The sequence below is a fragment of the Vibrio sp. CB1-5 genome (assembly GCF_059412285.1).
The window spans coordinates 1-18,514 of record NZ_JBJHPB010000045.1 but is presented as its reverse complement, the minus strand read 5'-3'; the positions used below and the strand labels follow the sequence as shown (position 1 = coordinate 18,514).

Annotated in this window: 18 protein-coding genes; 5 read left to right on the top strand and 13 right to left on the bottom strand. The window is 40.0% G+C overall.

The window, feature by feature from the left end; all coding sequences use genetic code 11:
• Positions 1-1,042, top strand: a 1,042-nt coding sequence (locus ACJB0T_RS21095) for a hypothetical protein (RefSeq protein WP_495292936.1), incomplete at its 5' end; no start/stop codon positions are given.
• Positions 1,043-1,088: 46 nt separating this feature from the next.
• Here the strand turns inward: ACJB0T_RS21095 and ACJB0T_RS21090 are convergent.
• The 9 genes from ACJB0T_RS21090 to ACJB0T_RS21050 form a co-directional block, all read right to left on the bottom strand.
• Positions 1,089-2,939 (bottom strand): hypothetical protein, encoded by a 1,851-nt coding sequence (locus ACJB0T_RS21090; protein ID WP_479294721.1) that lies wholly within the window; start codon positions 2,937-2,939, stop codon positions 1,089-1,091.
• Positions 2,940-3,071: 132 nt separating this feature from the next.
• Positions 3,072-4,409: a hypothetical protein gene (locus ACJB0T_RS21085; RefSeq protein ID WP_479294720.1), complete on the bottom strand. Its 1,338-nt coding sequence runs from the start codon at positions 4,407-4,409 to the stop codon at positions 3,072-3,074.
• A gap of 263 nt (positions 4,410-4,672) precedes the next feature.
• Positions 4,673-5,239 carry a hypothetical protein gene (locus ACJB0T_RS21080; protein ID WP_479294719.1) on the bottom strand — a complete coding sequence of 189 codons (567 nt, stop codon included), beginning with the start codon at positions 5,237-5,239 and terminating at the stop codon, positions 4,673-4,675.
• Positions 5,240-5,275: 36 nt separating this feature from the next.
• Positions 5,276-5,563, bottom strand: a complete 288-nt coding sequence (locus ACJB0T_RS21075; protein WP_479294718.1) for a hypothetical protein — start codon at positions 5,561-5,563, stop codon at positions 5,276-5,278.
• Between the two features lie 264 nt (positions 5,564-5,827).
• On the bottom strand, positions 5,828-6,319 hold the full coding sequence (locus ACJB0T_RS21070; protein ID WP_479294717.1) for a hypothetical protein: 492 nt from the start codon (positions 6,317-6,319) through the stop codon (positions 5,828-5,830).
• A 78-nt stretch (positions 6,320-6,397) separates the two neighbouring features.
• Entirely contained in the window at positions 6,398-6,787 is a 390-nt protein-coding gene (locus tag ACJB0T_RS21065; protein WP_479294716.1) for a hypothetical protein, read from the bottom strand.
• A gap of 109 nt (positions 6,788-6,896) precedes the next feature.
• Positions 6,897-7,232, bottom strand: coding sequence for a hypothetical protein (locus tag ACJB0T_RS21060; RefSeq protein WP_479294715.1), 336 nt, complete (start codon positions 7,230-7,232; stop codon positions 6,897-6,899).
• A 125-nt stretch (positions 7,233-7,357) separates the two neighbouring features.
• Positions 7,358-10,339: a plasmid replication protein, CyRepA1 family gene (locus ACJB0T_RS21055; protein ID WP_479294714.1), complete on the bottom strand. Its 2,982-nt coding sequence runs from the start codon at positions 10,337-10,339 to the stop codon at positions 7,358-7,360.
• A 103-nt stretch (positions 10,340-10,442) separates the two neighbouring features.
• Positions 10,443-10,751: a hypothetical protein gene (locus ACJB0T_RS21050; RefSeq protein ID WP_479294713.1), complete on the bottom strand. Its 309-nt coding sequence runs from the start codon at positions 10,749-10,751 to the stop codon at positions 10,443-10,445.
• Between the two features lie 701 nt (positions 10,752-11,452).
• Here ACJB0T_RS21050 and ACJB0T_RS21045 point away from each other — a divergent pair.
• Entirely contained in the window at positions 11,453-12,139 is a 687-nt protein-coding gene (locus ACJB0T_RS21045) for a hypothetical protein (RefSeq protein ID WP_479294729.1), read from the top strand.
• 120 nt (positions 12,140-12,259) lie between these two features.
• On the opposite strand, the gene ACJB0T_RS21040 is transcribed toward ACJB0T_RS21045, so the two are convergent.
• The 3 genes from ACJB0T_RS21040 to ACJB0T_RS21030 form a co-directional block, all read right to left on the bottom strand.
• Positions 12,260-13,054 carry a hypothetical protein gene (locus ACJB0T_RS21040; protein ID WP_479294728.1) on the bottom strand — a complete coding sequence of 265 codons (795 nt, stop codon included), beginning with the start codon at positions 13,052-13,054 and terminating at the stop codon, positions 12,260-12,262.
• A 189-nt stretch (positions 13,055-13,243) separates the two neighbouring features.
• Complete coding sequence (locus ACJB0T_RS21035) at positions 13,244-13,573, bottom strand: hypothetical protein (protein ID WP_479294727.1); 330 nt, start codon at positions 13,571-13,573, stop codon at positions 13,244-13,246.
• A gap of 2 nt (positions 13,574-13,575) precedes the next feature.
• Positions 13,576-14,217 (bottom strand): ParA family protein, encoded by a 642-nt coding sequence (locus ACJB0T_RS21030; protein WP_479294726.1) that lies wholly within the window; start codon positions 14,215-14,217, stop codon positions 13,576-13,578.
• Positions 14,218-14,670: 453 nt separating this feature from the next.
• Between ACJB0T_RS21030 and ACJB0T_RS21025 the strand changes: the two genes are divergently transcribed.
• Complete coding sequence (locus ACJB0T_RS21025; protein ID WP_495292935.1) at positions 14,671-15,336, top strand: ABC transporter C-terminal domain-containing protein; 666 nt, start codon at positions 14,671-14,673, stop codon at positions 15,334-15,336.
• Positions 15,337-15,911: 575 nt separating this feature from the next.
• Here the strand turns inward: ACJB0T_RS21025 and ACJB0T_RS21020 are convergent.
• Positions 15,912-16,343 (bottom strand): hypothetical protein, encoded by a 432-nt coding sequence (locus tag ACJB0T_RS21020; protein ID WP_479294724.1) that lies wholly within the window; start codon positions 16,341-16,343, stop codon positions 15,912-15,914.
• Between the two features lie 327 nt (positions 16,344-16,670).
• Between ACJB0T_RS21020 and ACJB0T_RS21015 the strand changes: the two genes are divergently transcribed.
• Both ACJB0T_RS21015 and ACJB0T_RS21010 read left to right on the top strand, forming a co-directional pair.
• The gene (locus ACJB0T_RS21015) at positions 16,671-17,420 is read left to right on the top strand and encodes a hypothetical protein (protein WP_495292934.1); all 750 of its coding nucleotides are present in this window, start codon (positions 16,671-16,673) and stop codon (positions 17,418-17,420) included.
• A gap of 122 nt (positions 17,421-17,542) precedes the next feature.
• The coding region (locus ACJB0T_RS21010; RefSeq protein WP_495292933.1) for a hypothetical protein at positions 17,543-18,514 on the top strand (972 nt) is incomplete at its 3' end.

Below are 18,514 nucleotides of genomic sequence, written 5' to 3'. Positions count from 1 at the left end.
GGAGCATACCCAAAAGTTTCTTGATACCAATCCTAATAAAGAGCTACCAAAAGAAGAAGCCAAGGTAAGAGATGATCACTACAAGAAAACCTTAGCAGACATTAACGAGACTTTTGAGACAATATCCAAACAGCAAAAAACCTTCTTTGCTATTTACTCATCCAATATCGACAAAGAGTATATAGGTGATGGTGCGTTCTTTCGCCCTCGAAATGATCCCTCCATTGTTGTTTATACCTCCAAAGAACTTAAAGTTAAGATTGTCGACCAAGGCGACAAAATAACCCTGTCAGGCTCAGGCTTGGCGGATGATAGGTTAGCCAAGTCAATGAAGATAGTTGTTGAGCAAGCATTGGCAAAAGGTTGGGATCTAGAAACCATTCGATTTACTACACCCGTATCAGACGAGTTTGAGCAAGCACTAGAAGCTGAAAAGCAACGTAGGCGCGATATCAATAAACTCCAAGCTGAAGCACCCGAAGTGCTTGAAAAAAACGAGCACATCATCAAGCACAATCGAGCTATAACCAGTATCAACGACACGATTGAAGATCTTGCCAAGGCTCGCGAAAACGGCAAGGCAGCAGAGTTTTGTAAAAAACTGAAGGTACAAGCAGACGGTGACACCATAAGAATGATGCTTGATAAAAAGCGAACTGTTGACCCTAAGTTTCAATTTGATAAGAGTAGGTTTGGTACTCAGCGCAAAGGTGACGAACTGAGAATCATTGAAGATCTTGGAGAGGGCAACTCGCGTTCTTGGACTCCTATTGACTTTGCTCATAAAAAACTTGGCTACCCAATTAACGAGGCAATCAACCTTCTTGAAAGCACCATCAACGAACAGCTTATTGATAAGCGTTCGTTAGAAGAGGAGAAGAGGCAAGCTGAAGAGCGTAAAGCTAAAGAGGCTCATGAGGCAGCAATGGAAAGACTTCGAAACCCAGAGCCAGTTAAGTCAACTCCAGTTGAACCAGCTCCAGAACCAGAACCTGCCAAGCCAAAAGCTGAAACTAGCATCCCAAGGAGACCTAAGTTTTAGTGCAAACAAAAAGTCTGGCATTTGCCAGACTTTATAATTCATCAACTTACCTTAGAAACGACACTGTTCCTTTGATGTTGGGCTCAAACTTAAATATCTCCGTTCTGTTTCTACAAAACGATCCTACCCTTAGACGGAAATCAACACTCCTCTGTGCAGAGCATCCCACCAACCTATTAGATTCTGCTCTTGCTTGGCATGTTAGTCGCACTGAAACAGGAGTACCACAATCAGGACTACCAAAAAGCCTTGTTTTCTCAAACTCGATACCCGAACCAACAGCAATACCCGAGCCATTTATAAATATCATTGCGCTACCAACATGCTCTTGAGGATAGTTGTAGATCTGTTCTCCGACAATATTTATATAAGGTGCCGTCCCTGCTGATACCGAACCATCAAAGGCTGGCTTCCACATGTATGTGCCAGATGACACCTCTTCACATCTATAAACATCCCCAGAATAATATTCTCTAGCCAACTGCCCCCTACCATTCCACGGATGAGTTGAATCATAGCAACTACCACCCTCTATCACTGATATGTTCGCAGTAAGATCTAACCTTGATGCCAAGACCTTACCCTTAACATTGATATCTCCATGGACAAGTACCTCATCGGCAAATAAATTAAGGAGCTTGTCATCTGTAGTCTGAACAGAGCTTGTAACTACCGACTCAGCTTCAACAACATCAGCACCTATCGTCCCAGCATCAATTGAGGCAGCACTTAGGTTTGATGTAACCGTTAATTGCTCGTCAACAATCGCACTCTTAAAGTAGCTTGAACCATAAAAATTTGCTGAACCATGGACAACCACTGAATCACTAACGTTTAAGCTTTCAACCCAAGCTTCCTTGGCATCGAATCTAGTACCACTAACATTATTCAGGTATGCATTAGCAGAGGCGCTAACACCTTCCCCAATAACAACAAGACCACAAGGCTGATCGTTTCCATCTCCATCGTTACACAGGACTGGTGCTGAAGTCCTAGAATTACTAACTCTATCCTGAAGGATTAATCGACTCATATTCACATCATTTGCAGAGATATGTAGCCCCTCACCATCGAACTCGATTCCACACTCAACAGGGCGCTTTTGACCAGATATCAAGCGATTACACTTGAACGTGTCGGCATCAGCATTGACCCTGAACGCAAGAGAACCTGTCATTGGTACAGTGCCATCAACCCTTACGTAGTTGTGAGTTGATATTAAATTGTTATAGGTTAGCTCTATTGCGCAAGAACCATACCCCAGCTCTAAACACTCTGACGCTGTGATAACTCGGTCGTTTGACGTATTAACAAGGTTGACTGTTTTAAGTCCCGCAGTTGACATCACGCTCATATTTTGAGCTTGTCGAACAATACGTGGGTAGTTTTGAAAATGCTTTTTAAACTTACTAGGAGTGTCGTGGTAAGCCCTGAATGACCACTGACCAAGTACGTCACCTTCATCATTCTCAAAGTGCTCATGAGAGGTTCTGTACGCTGTCCACTCAAAGCCTAAAGGGTTGTTTTCGGCAGTAAACTGATTGCAATCTATCAGCGCCAGTTCATTATTAGCTGGGTTTTCAGGTGTCCAATTGGCATCATCACAACCTGCGTAATCAAATGCAATTAACTCATCAAAAATTGAATCATACACCGCATCGGAATTTGTCCATTCCTGCTCCCAAAGATCACCGGAAAGCACGAACCCATCGTATAGGACTCTATTATCTACAGCCTGTAAAATAGATGCAAAGGTATTCCCTACCTCGTTCGAGATACTGACCTCACTCTGACGCTTATCAAACTGAAGCTTAAGAATAACACCACTTGTAATCAGAGCTGTTGCCAGAACCGCTTCTATTAGCAAGAACCCCTTTTTCTGCTCGGTATTTAACATAGTGCTTTATTAAAAGTATACTATTTTTCAGCATACATAACAAAGCAAAAAACCAAATAAATGCCAATAAAATCAATGACTTAAAATAAAAAGCCCTCCATATTTGGAGGGCTAATGAGTCAATAAGCTAAGTTACAATCTTCTCAATTTTTGCATGTCAAACTCAGTTTTAAACTCAACATCGCTAACAATGTCATGGTCGGCATAGTAGTAAAAAAGCTGACCTGTAGTAACATCTCGAATTGCAGCCCCTTGAGCTGTGGATTCATTCCTCTCAACAATTGCACATTCATCAATAAAGCTGTACTCCGCCCAAGGCTTAAACCCAGAATCAGTGTAGACACCATTATCAGCGTAACAATCAGTATCTCCATTAGTGCCAATATTCACAATGGCTGGAAATGAATCAATATCCTTCAGAAGATTGTGAATGTGAATATAGGTTCCGCGATCCTGTACCAGCTCAAGCTCTCCGGTCAGTGTTGCATGATCAATCCTATACAGACCACTGTCAGTGAACCCATGAACATGCGCAATACTATAACCATCGAATGAGGCACTCTTGGTGATCATCGTATCCATTTCACGCGGAATGTTAAGGCTAATAGTAGACTCCAGACCGTCCAATAGCGACAATGCCTGATAGTTACCATGGTTGTCAGACGAACCTAGGTTAATTACATACCCACCCATCCGATCTAGTGCTAACCCATTTACATCATCACGACGAATTAACCCCTCACCTTCTACATACACATTCAACTGAATACCATTCATATTGTAAGCGACAACATTATCTGAAACGAAAAAGTTACCGCGAATAGTTTTGATATCAGTGTTGTGAACTAGTTCATGCACATTGCCGTCAATATCCACCTGAACTAGGTATGACTCATGCTTGTCGTTGTCATTACGAATGCCATAAACATAGTTGGACGTTAAGTCGAGATCTGAATAGCTATAGTCAGACGTACCATCGTTCCTACCTGACTGATTCACAATACACGTTGGCTCAACAACACCACCAACATCCGCTTTTAGAGCACGACAAACACCGTCATATCGCACAACCTCACCGTTGACTGTATGATCGTAGTTAGCAAACCAGCCAACAAACACAGCTTGACCATCAATAAACCCAATCTCATCTACCGAGCAATTCGATGGATGGATATCATCCCAGATTTCGTTCACGATAGGGATTAAGACTTCATTTCCGTCATCATCATAACCCAGATCAAAATCATGCTCATATCGAACATTCTTCAGGCTATCACAAATATTTCCAGAAGAACGACTAGAGATATTTGAAATAGCTACAGCCGACATGTCAGTTGTATTTAAACGCAGAGGTTTAGCTGGATTACCACCACCATCACCACCTTCTCCATTATCTCCAGAGTCTCCACTACCGCCACATCCAATTAATAATACTGATAATAATGATGCAGCAAGATAATTATGTTTCATTACTTATTCCCCTTTAATGTTTAGGGATATTTTAAATGGCCAGATCTTCACTGGCAATACCATATTGATTAAAAAGTATGAATTTAATTTAAATGGTTTTCTTTGTATTCTCTAAAGTATTTTCAATTTCATAACCACATGTAAGTGATTGAGACTATATACCAAGCCAGAGTGTAGACACTGATTAAAATTAAAAACGGAATCGCTAATTATTAGTGATTCCGTCTCCTTGTTAATTAATAATTCTTATAAGGTTTTTAATTCTAATCAGCGCCATGATCAAAAATATCGAGGTCTTCACCTTTAAGGTCTTTAATTTTCCCCTCTATATTCTGAATGCTTTTCTCACAAATAATTGCTGCCTTTTGTGAAAGCGTTTCAATTACATCATCACGAGTTCTAAACACTTTAAAATTATCCACCTCCACTTCTAGCAAATGCTTTATTGCAAAAGAGAACCCCTCAACCTTACTAATTAACAAGCTGAACGCTTCCGCCTCAAAGTTAAAAACATAGTCCTCATCGTTAACGTCTTGTAGCGGCTCTAACTCATGACCATAAAGGTCATAACCTCTTTCGTGCAACATTGAAACAAGCGTGATATCTAGGGATTTCAGCTCATCGATCAATATCGTTATATCATCACACCCAGCACAACATTCTTGTTGTTTGGTGTAGGTAGCACCAAAGTCAAAATCAAATTCAACTATGGTGCAACTAGGGCATGGGGATGTATGACCCAAGGCTCTAAAGGCTAGACCTAGTGCCTTGAATTTAGTTTGTGCGTGCTCAAAATGAAGAATCAGTAAGTCATGATGTGTAAGTGTCATAATTTATCTAAAGTATATGAACTTACGCGCAATGACTCAAAGGTTAACAGGTCTTGATTTATGGTTGTAAGGTGCAGAATCATCCCCTATATAACCAAGCTCTGTAAGCTCTCGCTTTAGCTGTCTAATGCCAACATTCATATTCTCCTTAAAGTTGCCTACAGCAGCTTGGGCAATGTCTTCTCTTAATGCTACAACTAGCATGTAAGCAGAGTAATCAGCCTGACTTCGATCCTTGTTGTTTTTGATATCGTCAAGGAAATCTCTATTCATCAATAATCTTACAATGTGTAGATTCTGCGGTCTGTATTCTTGTTCAGTCATACTTTTTTGTTTGAGAATAGTCATTTAGCGGAGTGAATGTAAGTAGCTACGTCAAGAAACCTTACTCACTATTTAACATATTGTCCGTTCTGCGCACCACCTGATCGTGGTTCGTGCTCAATTTAGCTTTGGAAGGGTGTTTTGGTAGGTTTTGTAGTAGGTATCAACATCAAAGTTGCTCTTTTGAATTGTTACAGGACTGTTACCAAAACAGCCCTTTTGTTCTTTTGACGACTTCACGTGAATTTCATCACGTAGTTGCCATTAGTCTGCGTTTAGCTCTAGCTCGATACCTGCAATTGCATAACCTAGCCATGCAGGGTACTTACCAGATTTGCGCCAATTGGCTACAGTTTGTCGGGTGATACCTAACTTATCCAGTAGCACAGCTTGTGAAATGCCAGCGTTATCAAGTTTCACATCAAATGAGTCTGACGCTTTTTTAATTGCGTACTGCTCAAGCAACCTATTAACGCGAACTGCGATCTCTTTGAAGATGTCAAATGGTTCACATTCACCAAACTCATTGCGCATGAAATGACTGAACTCTTCAAGCCCTTCGCTGTTACCAGTGGCGATTTGTGAGTCGACTGTTTCTAGCTCGTAGGTCTCTAGGGAGCACCACTCGGTAAACGAGTGCCATTTTTTGCACATGTTAATGTGTATTGTCACCTCACCAATCTTCTCATCGTGACCAGATGGCTCCACATCAATCTTAAGATCAGTAATCATTTCAGGTAAAAATTCAGTTGTCATAATCAAATCCCTCACTAGTTTATATCTATATAATAAGGGTAAAATTCTTACTTGTCAAATTATTTACATGTAAAATTTTTACTTTCTCTCTTGTAGGTACTCAAATCCTTGTGGCCCAATCGGTTTAACTGGCTTCAAACCGAAATCTGGATCGTCAATTAATATGTAAAGCAGCAATATAAAGGCTCTCAAATCTGCTAGCTCTTGCTCAAGCTTGCGCCTGTCAGCATCGCGCCTAAGTCGAGCGATGACCATCTGGTAATCTCTATCTTGCTGCCTAAGCATTTCCTTCAGTGCTTTTTGGGCTAGCTTTAAATCTCTGATCTCATCATCGAACTTACGGATCACTATCTCTTCTAATGCACCTGACAACACCATAAATGCCTCTTGGTGCCTTGGTAGATTTGGGTAAAGTTCTTGAGCAGCATCAATTGCTATGGCTCGAAAAAACGATTTATTAACGTTCATGTTTTTTTATAAGTCTAGCGACTAAGGCTCAATATGAAAAGAGGATAAACCCTTATTGATAAAGGCTTACCCTCTTTACACTGTAAATAGTATATAATTGTTATATAACTTATATTTCAATGTCAACTACAACAAACGGCTGACCATTCAGTAACTCTGTCTTATCCTGATCTGTCATTGAGTTTAGGTGCTCATATGCGCGTTGTTGCCAATCATTTGAGTAACCAATTTCTGACAACCAGTGAGCAAAATCGTCAACAGAACCTAGAGTGCTACTTGATAGCTGATCAGGCAGGTAAGCCTCAATAATTGAAGGAAGAGTCTCATCATCTTCTAGCTCAAAAAAACCAGTTAAACCCAGATCTACTCCATCAAAAACTAGAGAGTTCCCATCACTCTCCCAACCACTTTGAGTAAAATCAAACACATATAATTTTGCTTTCATAAGTCTTTTATTCACAATTTAGAAAGTTTGCAAAGGACTAGCAAATCAACAATGTAAACAGGGCAAGCCAATAAAATAAAGCCTCCCCAGTTTACACTGTAAATAGTATATAATAGTTATATAATTTATTTTTGCGCTTGGTAAAAATCGCTGATCTTGTCTGCCATTAAGTTAGCATCATTTAATATACCCATTGTTGACTCAGTAACAGAGATCTCTCTAACTCTACCCCCACCAAGGCGCTTAGTTTCAAGAACAACACCGACTGAAAGCAGTAACTCCTTAAGACGCTTTAGCGTATTGGCTGAATAATCAGTCTTCTTGGCTATATTGAGATGAGTTGCAAACTGACCATCGTTACACTCAAAGAACTCCTGAATGGTAGTTATCATTTCCTCTGAATCCGTTCTAACTGCAAAATCACTAGACTGCACAAAACCACGTTCAGAGTCATACTCAATACCAACAAGCCCTAGAATACCTGATACCATTTTACGCTTATCTGTATGATGAGATAGGGATACCTGAGATTTTGAACCTGCCTTTAGCTGCTCAAGTTCACTGCGATCCAAAGCCTCTGCATCTGCCTCACTTGCTTTTAAGAGATTTAGATGAGACACCTTTTTGGTAATACTCTTTGTTACCTCTAGCTCTGTTAGCAACTCCAGATCACTACACTTATCAGAAACTGGTGATAGATACTCAACCATGCTAACGCGCCTCTCCTCTCTTCTCGCCTGTTTCTGCTCTTTCGTAGATGCCTTTGCATCAGCAACAGCTTGAGCGACCTCTGAAGTAGGTAACAGACTAGAATCGTCAACTATGACAACATCAAATCCTTCTTTTTTCAGACCCTTGATAAGCTGCTCTCTATGATTCTTTCTATCAAAGTTCGCTTTAGCTCTAGCCTTTAAAACAAGCCTTGCTGTGTAATCTGGCTCATCAGTCAGATCTTGATACATACGGAATGTATCGCCACTTCTTTTTAGTGGCTCTTTGACAATCATATCGAACAGCTCGCGCCAACAGGTAGGGTAAATGGCTTCATCTTCATCATTGGTAACGGCAGTTATCGCAACGTGGTACTCTCCAAGCTCACGAACCCTTGCCATTAATTGACGATTAGCATCACAGCCAGCCGTTCTACCAGTGAAAATACCAAATCCTTTTTTGAATGGATGACCCTCATCTATGGAAACCCCAGCTTGCGCACTTGGAGAGCAAGATACAATATCCATATTCATCACGTTCTTGGTCAGCTCTGGTATCAATGGCAAAGCCTCTTCCCTTGTCTCTGAAGTAAAGAGCAAACCACTTGCACCCTCTTTTTTGTCCATTATCGTTGTGTGCAACTCAGTCACCTGATTGCGACTATCGGAGAAACAAAAGACTGGAGAATCCTTGGATTCATGGAAGCACTTGTTTTGCACTGTGATCGCCTTACTGTAAACAAACACTCTGTCTTTACGAGCCTTTCTAGGTAAGTACGAGTTATTCACTACATTGAAGGGTAGATTTCTTGGATTGCAAGCTACTAGCATCTCTTGAGTTAATGTAGATAAATCCGCATCCATCATCACGACTGTATTAGCGCGAGCTGTAAGTCTTCTCAGCAGTTGATAGGTAAAGTCACGATTGCGAACAGTCGAAGAACGGGCTATGTGATCAAGCGTTTGCTCAACTTCATCAATAACAACGTAATCAAAATGCTTATCTTGAGGAATGTGACTCAATGACTCAGGAGATATCACAATTCTGTCTGCAACAGCAGAAAGAGACATGCCGCCAACAGTATCTTGGTAATTGTGAAAGCCTAGATCCTCAGCCAATTTATCAATTATCAGCCTTCTAAAAGATACCACTAACACACTAGCGTTCTCAGGGATCGCCTTGCGTAACATAGTTGTTTTACCTGTACCCTTTTCGCTAATGATGAGGTTTATCATCGACTGCTCAACAAGTTCAGGAGACATATAACGTTGATTTATGTTGGTTCTTACTGACATCCCGTAATCGCTATCTATGCGATTGCAGACACCCTCGGCACCCAGACGAACATAAACATCATTCCAGTCCTTCTCTTTGCTACCTATAGCAATAGGTGGACGCAACATTGCCAGTTGCTCGACTTCACCAAGGAATTTATCTGAAAGGAATAGCTTATCACCAGCTTCATCAGCATCAGTTGCTATTGTCACATTGGTGCAACCCTGCTTTATTAGCTCTCTATAGAGTCTCTGCATGTTTGTACAGCTACATGCAGATAAACAAGTAAAGCCCGTACTTACATTAAGAGACAGAGCGTCTGCAAAACCTTCTGTGATAATGATAGGCTCATCTTTATTAATGATACCTACACAACCAAAATAAACAGCACCATCAGCGCCAGAGCCTGCCGATATAGCCTTATTGGTAAGTGATATTCGCTCATAACCAACTTGCTTGAGCTTGTCTATGTTTCGCGCATCGTATAAAGGGTAGGCAATGAAGTCACCCATCACCTTATCAGAGCCGAATCTGAACAGGTCTAGAGCAAACGTCAATCTCTTGTTGAGTAGGTAGCTATACTGCTGATCTTCTACAGTAAGAGGTCGCATCTTTGACCAAGAAGACAGAGACCAAGCCCTACTCTTAAGAGCCTTCTTAGCCTTCTCAGCCTCTTGAGTCTCAAGCTCGCGAGCACGCTCAACCCTTCTGGCTTCGAGTTCTTGATTTCGCTTTTTGGATTGTTGAGGTGTAAGAGTCCTAGTGTATTCTCGCTCTTGATCTGCCAGCTCTCTAGCTGCTGCATAGCCATTATATGTAGCAGTGATGCCACCTTGAGAGAAATTCGAAAAGACTATGACCGGATAGGTAAGACCGTTTTTTGCCGTTACCTGATTGATGATACAACCACCCTTCCCGTGATGCTTTTTGGATAGCATAGGTATATGAGAAGAAGAGATTTTCATCCCATACTCAGGTACGTTTTTACGCAGTAATCCGTCTAGATCAACGCCTGCATCCATTGCTGCATGGGACGCAGCAGTTAAGTCGTGTTCGATGATTTCAGCAACACTGTGTTTACTTATCTCATCGTAGGTTATATACTCACTGTGAGTGTTCATAAGAATATTCTTTGAATTTTATTTTGTGCTCATCTGTCAAATGAGTGCTGTTTCAAAAAGGTTGGTGTTGGTAGCTCCAGCCTTTTTTAATGCCTGAAATTTATCAGTGCAATTTTTCCTGTAGCGGTTTCACATCAAAACCCAGTCTCTCGACTAATCCAAGTTTTGTGGAAAATGACACTAAAGAGTCCAAACCGAACTCTCGAATTCCACCCCTGAAAAGCTTAATTGTCATCACATCCCCATTTTTCATGAGAAAAAAGGGCGTCCAACCTGACGTGTATTGATCGCGCGGTGAAGCCTTTATAGCAATAATTCGTTCAATCTCATTACTATCGACCTTTGACAAGATCACTTTCTCAGCAACGGCTTGAGGTTGGATCTTCTCTACTATTTCGTTGAAAGTGTTCATGGTTTTTCTCCTCTTATGTTAATAAGGTAAACAATCTCACCCAACATTGCAAACCAGTAATACGCAAAACTGACTAAAAACCATCAAAAACTTGATCGTCATCAGAACTAATGACACGCAAGGTGATCCTCTTTTTCTACCAACCACCATGCGATAGGATAATTTCCTACCACATATCGACCATCAACAAAGATCCAAATTGAAAGAAGATCCTTACCTATGTGCTCGACTTTTAATGGGATCTTAAATAATTACCAAAAGTCGAGCACACCCTGAAGTCGACCTCAAAACAGAACTGTATTGAAAGTGGGTTTTTTGTGCTCGACTATGAGTTAGATCTTAAAATAATTACCAAAAGTCGAGCACACCGACAGCATAAAAAAGAGCCTTTGCGTTACGATAGGATATCTTCCTATTTTTATTTCAACTAAAGGGCAGCATCTCAACCTTTTAATGAAAAGTCGAGCACACACCTTGCAGATCCTACCAAAACAAGATAAATTCATCCCCAAAAAGTACTTAACTAAAAATTAAGTATTAAAACACTTACTATTAGGTTTTACACTTCTTGTTTTTAAGTAGTAGATCTTTTAATTAAGAGTAGCTTAACCAGTAAAAATAAGTAGATTTTAACTGATTTTGCAGTTGAAATTTACAAACCAAGTGCTATACTTAAATTAAATAAACAGAAAGAGAAAGTTATGAATATTATCCATATCGCCCTATACAACAAGAAAACAATCATTGCAAAACAGTATCTTACAACCGAGATCGACGGGAAGACCAAGAAGCTTTACGTGCCAGTGGCGTCCGTAAACCTCAAGGACGTTGAGGCTAGTTTTGATGAGTCTATATCCAAAGGTCACGAATGTAGCACCCTGCATTCATTAAACTTTATCAAGAAAACACATGATGATATCCAGCACTCTGACCACGATGAGTATGTGGGTTACTGCAACAGAGCTTCAGAAATGGAAGAGATTAAGGTCAGGGTTAAAAGAGATGAGCTTAAAGGTGGTGACTATGAAGAGTCGCTATACAAGATCTTCTCAAACTACATCGAAGGCATCTTTGAGCATTATAGAGAAAATGCCCTGCGTGAGGTAACTAGAAGCGCACTATCAAATATTGAAGTTATAGAGAACAATCTTTACAGATTGTCATGCATTGATGGCAGGAATTGGGTTGATACTGATAGCAAAAAGCTATCACAGTCACTTGAAGATATCGCATTAATCACAGCAAAGCTAAAGCAAATCACTGCTGAGATAAAGAGCGGAAAAGACTTTAAGGCTAGTGATTTCAACGAACTTGTTGGTGATTTCAGTGCAGATATCGACAAACGCAAAAAGAAAAAGAAGCAAGAGCTTAAAGATTTATTACCTTAAAGCAAGAAAACAGAATCTCATAAGCACACAAGCTGAAACTACTTTTTCAGTATTCCACTACTTAGTTTTGAGTAGTGGAATATAGATTAACTAGAAATAGAATATTCAGTTGTTAGTATTTTATTTCTTAATATAAAATTCCCACTCAGGAAGCCCCTTTATCTCTCTTTTTATAAGATCTCCAAAGTGGATGAATGTAACATTTGGTTTGTTATACAACCTGTCTGTGCGCGACTTTTGTCGCAGAGTAGTGTTTATATGTGCTTTTGAATCTGAAGATAGAATCATTACACCGTAACGCTCCTTTGTTAGAGCCTCATCTCCCACCCTTACCATTGCTGTCCACTGTGCTCCAGTTTTCCGTCTCGCGTGAAAACTCAAACCATCACGGCTAGTGACCTTGGCTTTTTTACACACGAAAGAAATCAAATCGCTTTCTTTCACACTGACAACAAGGGAAGGTACAGATAAAACTTCTTTTTCCTCAGCTTCATAATCTAAACCCACTTGACGAAGAGCATTAGTTAGATCAACTGCTGCCTCAACGTTGGTTGTTGAAAATAGAGTGAGTCTTGTCTCATCATCATCTTTCAATTTTGATGACGAGTGAGCCTGCGAGCTGGTTAGGTTTACTTGCGTAATGTTATGGTGCAGCTCTGGAAATCTTGCGAAATCGCGAGAGACAGCTTTTTCTTTCGTAGCCTGATAAGCATCTCTCAATTCAGCTTGCCATTTTTCAAGCCAAGGGATGTCACCATCATCTCGCAACCTAAGAACACACCTAGCGTATCCCTTAGTTTTATAAGGCAAGCGCTCACCATGTATGTGCTCGACTTTTTCTTTGAGTTCTTCAATGAAGCTGCGCTCAAGATTTTTAAATACTTCAACTGCTTTCTTTAGTTCTTCTTTGTTCATGTTGATTCCTTCTGTTTAACGTTATGATAGGATATTTTCCCATCATAGAAAAGAGCCTCTAGAGCAGATAAGCCAAAAAAACTCTTTCACCACTAATCATCACGATAAGATAGGATAACTTCATATCATAAATTCAGAGCTGAAAAAAATAGCAATCATAACAATTGCTATATAATAGTTATATAGGTATTACTTAGGTTTCTTTTTATGCTTAATACCAGTCGTCCCGACAGGTCTACCAGTCTTTGCCTTCGATACCTTTGTAGCATCATATGCTTCTTTGCGTTGCTCTTGTGTGGCATTTTTAAACATGTGGATCGCAGCACGAACTATATCGCTATACACTGCCCCATCATCCAATTCTTGGATATCTTTGAGGGTATCTACAGTTGTTTGCGTCACAAGGTAAAGTCGCTTAAAAGTCTTTTCTTCTTCAATTTGGTGCTCTGCACTACCCTTCTTGTAGTCGTAATTTTTTGTTTCTTCTACGCTATCGAACTCATCAAACATATCAGTCATTTTTATTTTAGAATCTCTTTAATTTCGTTATACACGCCGCCAATCTCTCTCAATGCAGCTTGATTATTCAGCCCATCACCACCCTTAAGATAGCTGTTGTGGTAGGCATCACGCTGACCTACGAAGTGATCAAATGATGTAGACCCCCACTTACCAAGTGTATTCTTTACACCTAAGATCCGCTTATCAACACCAATCACTGAGCGCACTTCCGATAACACAGATCGCAAAGGCTTATTGTTATCTCGACATACAGCAGCAGTATCAACAATAAATTGTTGTGCGTTATCTAAGTCAGTTGTGGTCGTTTTTGTTGGGATAATAACTAAATCAGTAGCCTTCGCTGTAACAGCAGAGCGCATTGCTCGTGAATCATATCCCCCACAATCGACAATTATCAAAGCATCACTATGGCGCTCTTTCAAAAGCGCTAACTGTTGCGCGATATCTTTGTCGTGATCGTAATGTTGGAACTCAATCGTTCCTCTTCTTTTAGCCCACTTAGCCGATCCTGCATTCCTATCTGCATCAACTAGGATCACCTTACCGCCAAGGCGTTCATGCATAGCCGATAAGTGTTGTGAGAATGTAGACTTGCCACACCCACCTTTTGTTGAACCAACAACTATAATCTTGTTTTCCATAATAATTTTCCTGATTTCTTTATCTTATATAATTATTATATACATATTTTAGGTAAAAAAACACCCCTTAGCCTTTTTATTTGTATATAACTATTATATAATACTTTTAGTTAAGAAAAACGGCAGTCCAACTCTCACACCGACCTGCCGTAAATCAAGATAATTAAACAGGATAACTATCACATGAACCTTACACTACAACGTCTAACATGCACAAGTATATTAATCTCAACTGCCCTTGTTTCAATCTATTTGACATTCCAGTTTACCTATAATCTAGGTGTCGAAGCAGGCATGTACCCCCTTGTGTTTGCGCTTATAGGCATAATACTTGATGTAACCAAGACGATCTCACCCTCACTCTCATTTAACAGTGCAAAGCGCAGCCCTATCCTATCAATTTTGCTTGGTCTACTGGCTCTATCTCTAATCGCTACATCCATGCTGGCATCGATGAGCGCCTTAGAATCATCAGTTACTAATGCTTCCCTTTCATCAAGAGAGTACCAAGTAATTGATCGCCAAATCAGCAACATTGAAACTGAGATTTCTTCGTTGACAACACTTCTTAACAATCAAATCGCCATCAATCACACAACCAACGCAACTAAAACGCAACAGCAAATAACAGCAAAAAATGAAGAGCTAAACGCCCTACTCCATTCGCAAACTAACCTTGTTCCTGACACTCTAATTTCAAAGTTTGGTGCGGAAATTACACTAGGTGTAAGTCTTCTGTTGGAAGTCATTTCAGTGCTTATGTGCATTACACTCCACCAATTACGCCCAACTACACCTAGTGACACTAGTGTAACTCCAAGTGTAGCCAGCCCAGTAAATACAAGGGTTACACCATCACAGGTAGCTACACAGCCAGTACACCTAGCGACACCAGAGATTACACCTACAGCAACTTTCGTTGCCAAGGAGATTACAGCATCACAAGTTGAATCAGACATCAAACAGGCTGTACTAGGTGGACTAGTTAAGCCGTCACATCGCGCAATTCGCTCAAAATTTAAGGTAGGTCAGAATCGTATTAAGGAGATCCTTGACGGACTTCATGAAGACGGATACTTAGTACCACACAATAACGGTTACAAACTTCAATTAGCTTAATCTAGAGTAGGGTAGGGCGGTTGATTCCGCTCACCCTTATCAGGGTTCGCACAATCACTGGCTTGCACCAAGCCAGAAGAGCAGTTGATGTTGTCGCTATCGCTCCACAAAAGAGCGTCTTCTTTTAAAAGATATAGAGTGTTGTCGCTATCGCTCCGCAAAAACAATCTATATCTTCCTTGTTAGCAATGCTAAGGCATTGAACAAGAAAGGGCGCGCATATTAACAATGCTAGGGCATTGAATAAGCTCATGTTTTTAGCAATGCTAAGGCATTGAAAAAGCACTTACCCCAATTTTAACAATGCTAGGGCATTGAAAATAGGGAGCTTATAGACTTAACAATGCTAGGGCATTGAAGTCTACTCATTCCCCGTTCCTTGAACTGCGGTGCATACGCACCTGTCACCATTCGTGATTGCATCACTCACAAACTTAACAATGCTAGGGCATTGAAGTTAAGGCAAAGCATCTTCAACAACAAATGAACTGCATTACTTTGTTGTATCTTCAACACCCGCCATCACTGCAATTATTACAACAAACAAAATAATTATTTCAAAAATAAAACCCATTCTACCTCCTTTTTCTAGAGGGTTTTATATGATGCGGTAACTCCCTTTTGATAAACAATGTTAATTGGTGCAGAGGTACTTTTAACGGGTACTTCTTATCCTTGTTTACTAAGCCTTCGCTAAAGCGGTCACAGACAGCCTGACGACTAAAACCATCACTCAACATCTCATCAATTATGTCTTTAAATCTAATTAAAAAAGAGTGATATTTTTCCGTCACTACAGGATCAGATTTTCTCTTTTTGTACCTATCTAGAGAGCCTTTTTTCATCTCCCCACGGACTCTGTTTTTAAACGCATCAGCAAAAGAATTTGCCTGACTATCGGTTAGCGCAGACAAAGTTTTTATGATGCTACCTTCTTCATCTAAGGCGCTTTTATAGCTCCTTTTCTCGACATTATCAGAAGGTATATCGTTATTATTTCCACTCATGATGCTTACCTTTTCTTTAATTTTAATAATTAATTTATTGCATTCCAAGGAATTGCAAAAAAAAGGTTTACATCATTCTAATAGATTCCAAATAACCTGTTTAAGCATTTTATTTACAATTGCTAGCCATTTTATACTATAATTTTAAGAGGTAGGAGATACTGAAGGCACGTCCATTTTGTAAACCTCCAGATACTACGTATCTTCCAGTTTCCAAAATCGTGCTTCAAGGGTAAACCCTTGAAAATCCCAAAAGCACCTTCTCCGCCATAACCAAAAAAATAATTATTTTTTATGACTATGACTACGAAGAGCAAAATCGACCCATTGGACAAACTTGTTTATCCAATTAGTTATCGAATTTCCGATGACTTATGCGCCCACCTTCAGAAATATATTTCTGAAGGAGAGACACTAAATTCATTCGCCAGAAAAATGGTGAATCCTGATCGGATTGCTTCAACTCCTTCATACGAAGTTGAGAAGATCACCATTGCAACTTTGCTTAAATATAAGCACGAACTTGATCAGCTAACTAAGTCTTTTGGTGGTATCTACAAGAATGAAAAGTACAGTGTACTTTCCATTACTCATCCTGTTTTAAAGTTGATTAATTTGCTTTCGGAAATGAGTCATTTCCTCTCTATTACCATTACTGAAAATAAGTCTAAGTTGAAGCAGGAACGTAGACCCAACAACATAAAGTTAATTGAAGACGATGAGAGTAAAAAAACCAAGGTGGTAATCTTCAAAGTTTCATCAAGAACTATTGATGCTTTGATCGAAAAAGCGACAGGCTCAGAGTCAGTTGCACAGTTGTGCCGAGCAATGCTCGACCCAAACGCGAAGATACTCCCAACATCATCTTCAATGTTGAAGATAAAACACCAAGAGCGAACTTTTTTCAGCGTTAGATTTACTCTATTGAACAAGTACCTTTATGCAATATCGGGTAAGACAACAGCACTAACTCACGAAATGACAAGAGCTATAGAGCTAATAAATGAAGTCGACAACCTGATATCAATACTTCTCAAGATAGATATCTATGAGCGACCTGCAAAACAAAAGAACTAATCATCATGCTATTACGAGTAACAAATAAAAAAGCTGGCATCATTGACTATCTAGTGAATGGCAGGGCTAGCCAAGGCATTCACAGAAACGAGTACGACATAAGAACGGTAGTCAGCGGTGACATGAAAGCATTGTCTGATGATCTGTCATGGTGTCAGAATAATCGAAACTGGAAGACCAACTATAAACATTGGACTCTATCTTTTTCCGAGGAGGACGCACAAAAGCTCGAAAGACTTGGCACATTTGAGCAAGAAGCTTTGTACCAAGATATGATCGAAGAAACGCTTAGGTTACATTACCCACACCGTGATCCGTCCGAACTTGTACACACGGCTGAACTTCACTTACCAAAAGAACCACATCTTTTTGATGAGAAGGGCAACAAGCGCTTACCTCACATCCACTTAGTAGTGAGTGGGCGTGACCCACGAACAGATAACAAGCTAGTTTGTATTCATAGGAATGACAAACTAATGAGCGCCATGCAATCCAAGTTGAATCAACAATTCAACTTTCAAGATCCCGCATATATTGCTGACTACAATAAAGAAAACGGCATCAAGCGTGATGCCGACTATGTATCTAAACAGCAAACTTTACGTGACCAAGTTTCCGAATACATCAACAACAAGCAACCTAGGTCTGGAGCTGAACTCACTAAGTTACTTAAAAAGCTAAAGCCAACCGCAAACATTACTGCTACTGGTTCAGCATCGAAAGGTAACAGGTATCTAAAAATAGTTGTACCTGCCACCAATAGCACAAAAAAGGAAACTTTAAATGTTAGAGGTAAAGGCTTTGAAGCCCTAGAACCACTTTATGATCAGTACCGTTTGCCCTCAGACGATCCCAAGGAGCAAAGAAAAGCATTCAAGAATTTCAAAGATAACTTTATGACTGACAAGCGCAAGCCCGAAGGCTTGTTTGCTGGCAATAAGGCAGAAAAGAAGCGCAAGCAAATTGATGATGCAATTCAAAAGAACCCTAGCCGTACCGAGATCGCTAACAACCGCAAGATGATGGATGACATCATCAAGGAGCATACCCAAAAGTTTCTTGATACCAATCCTAATAAAGAGCTACCAAAAGAA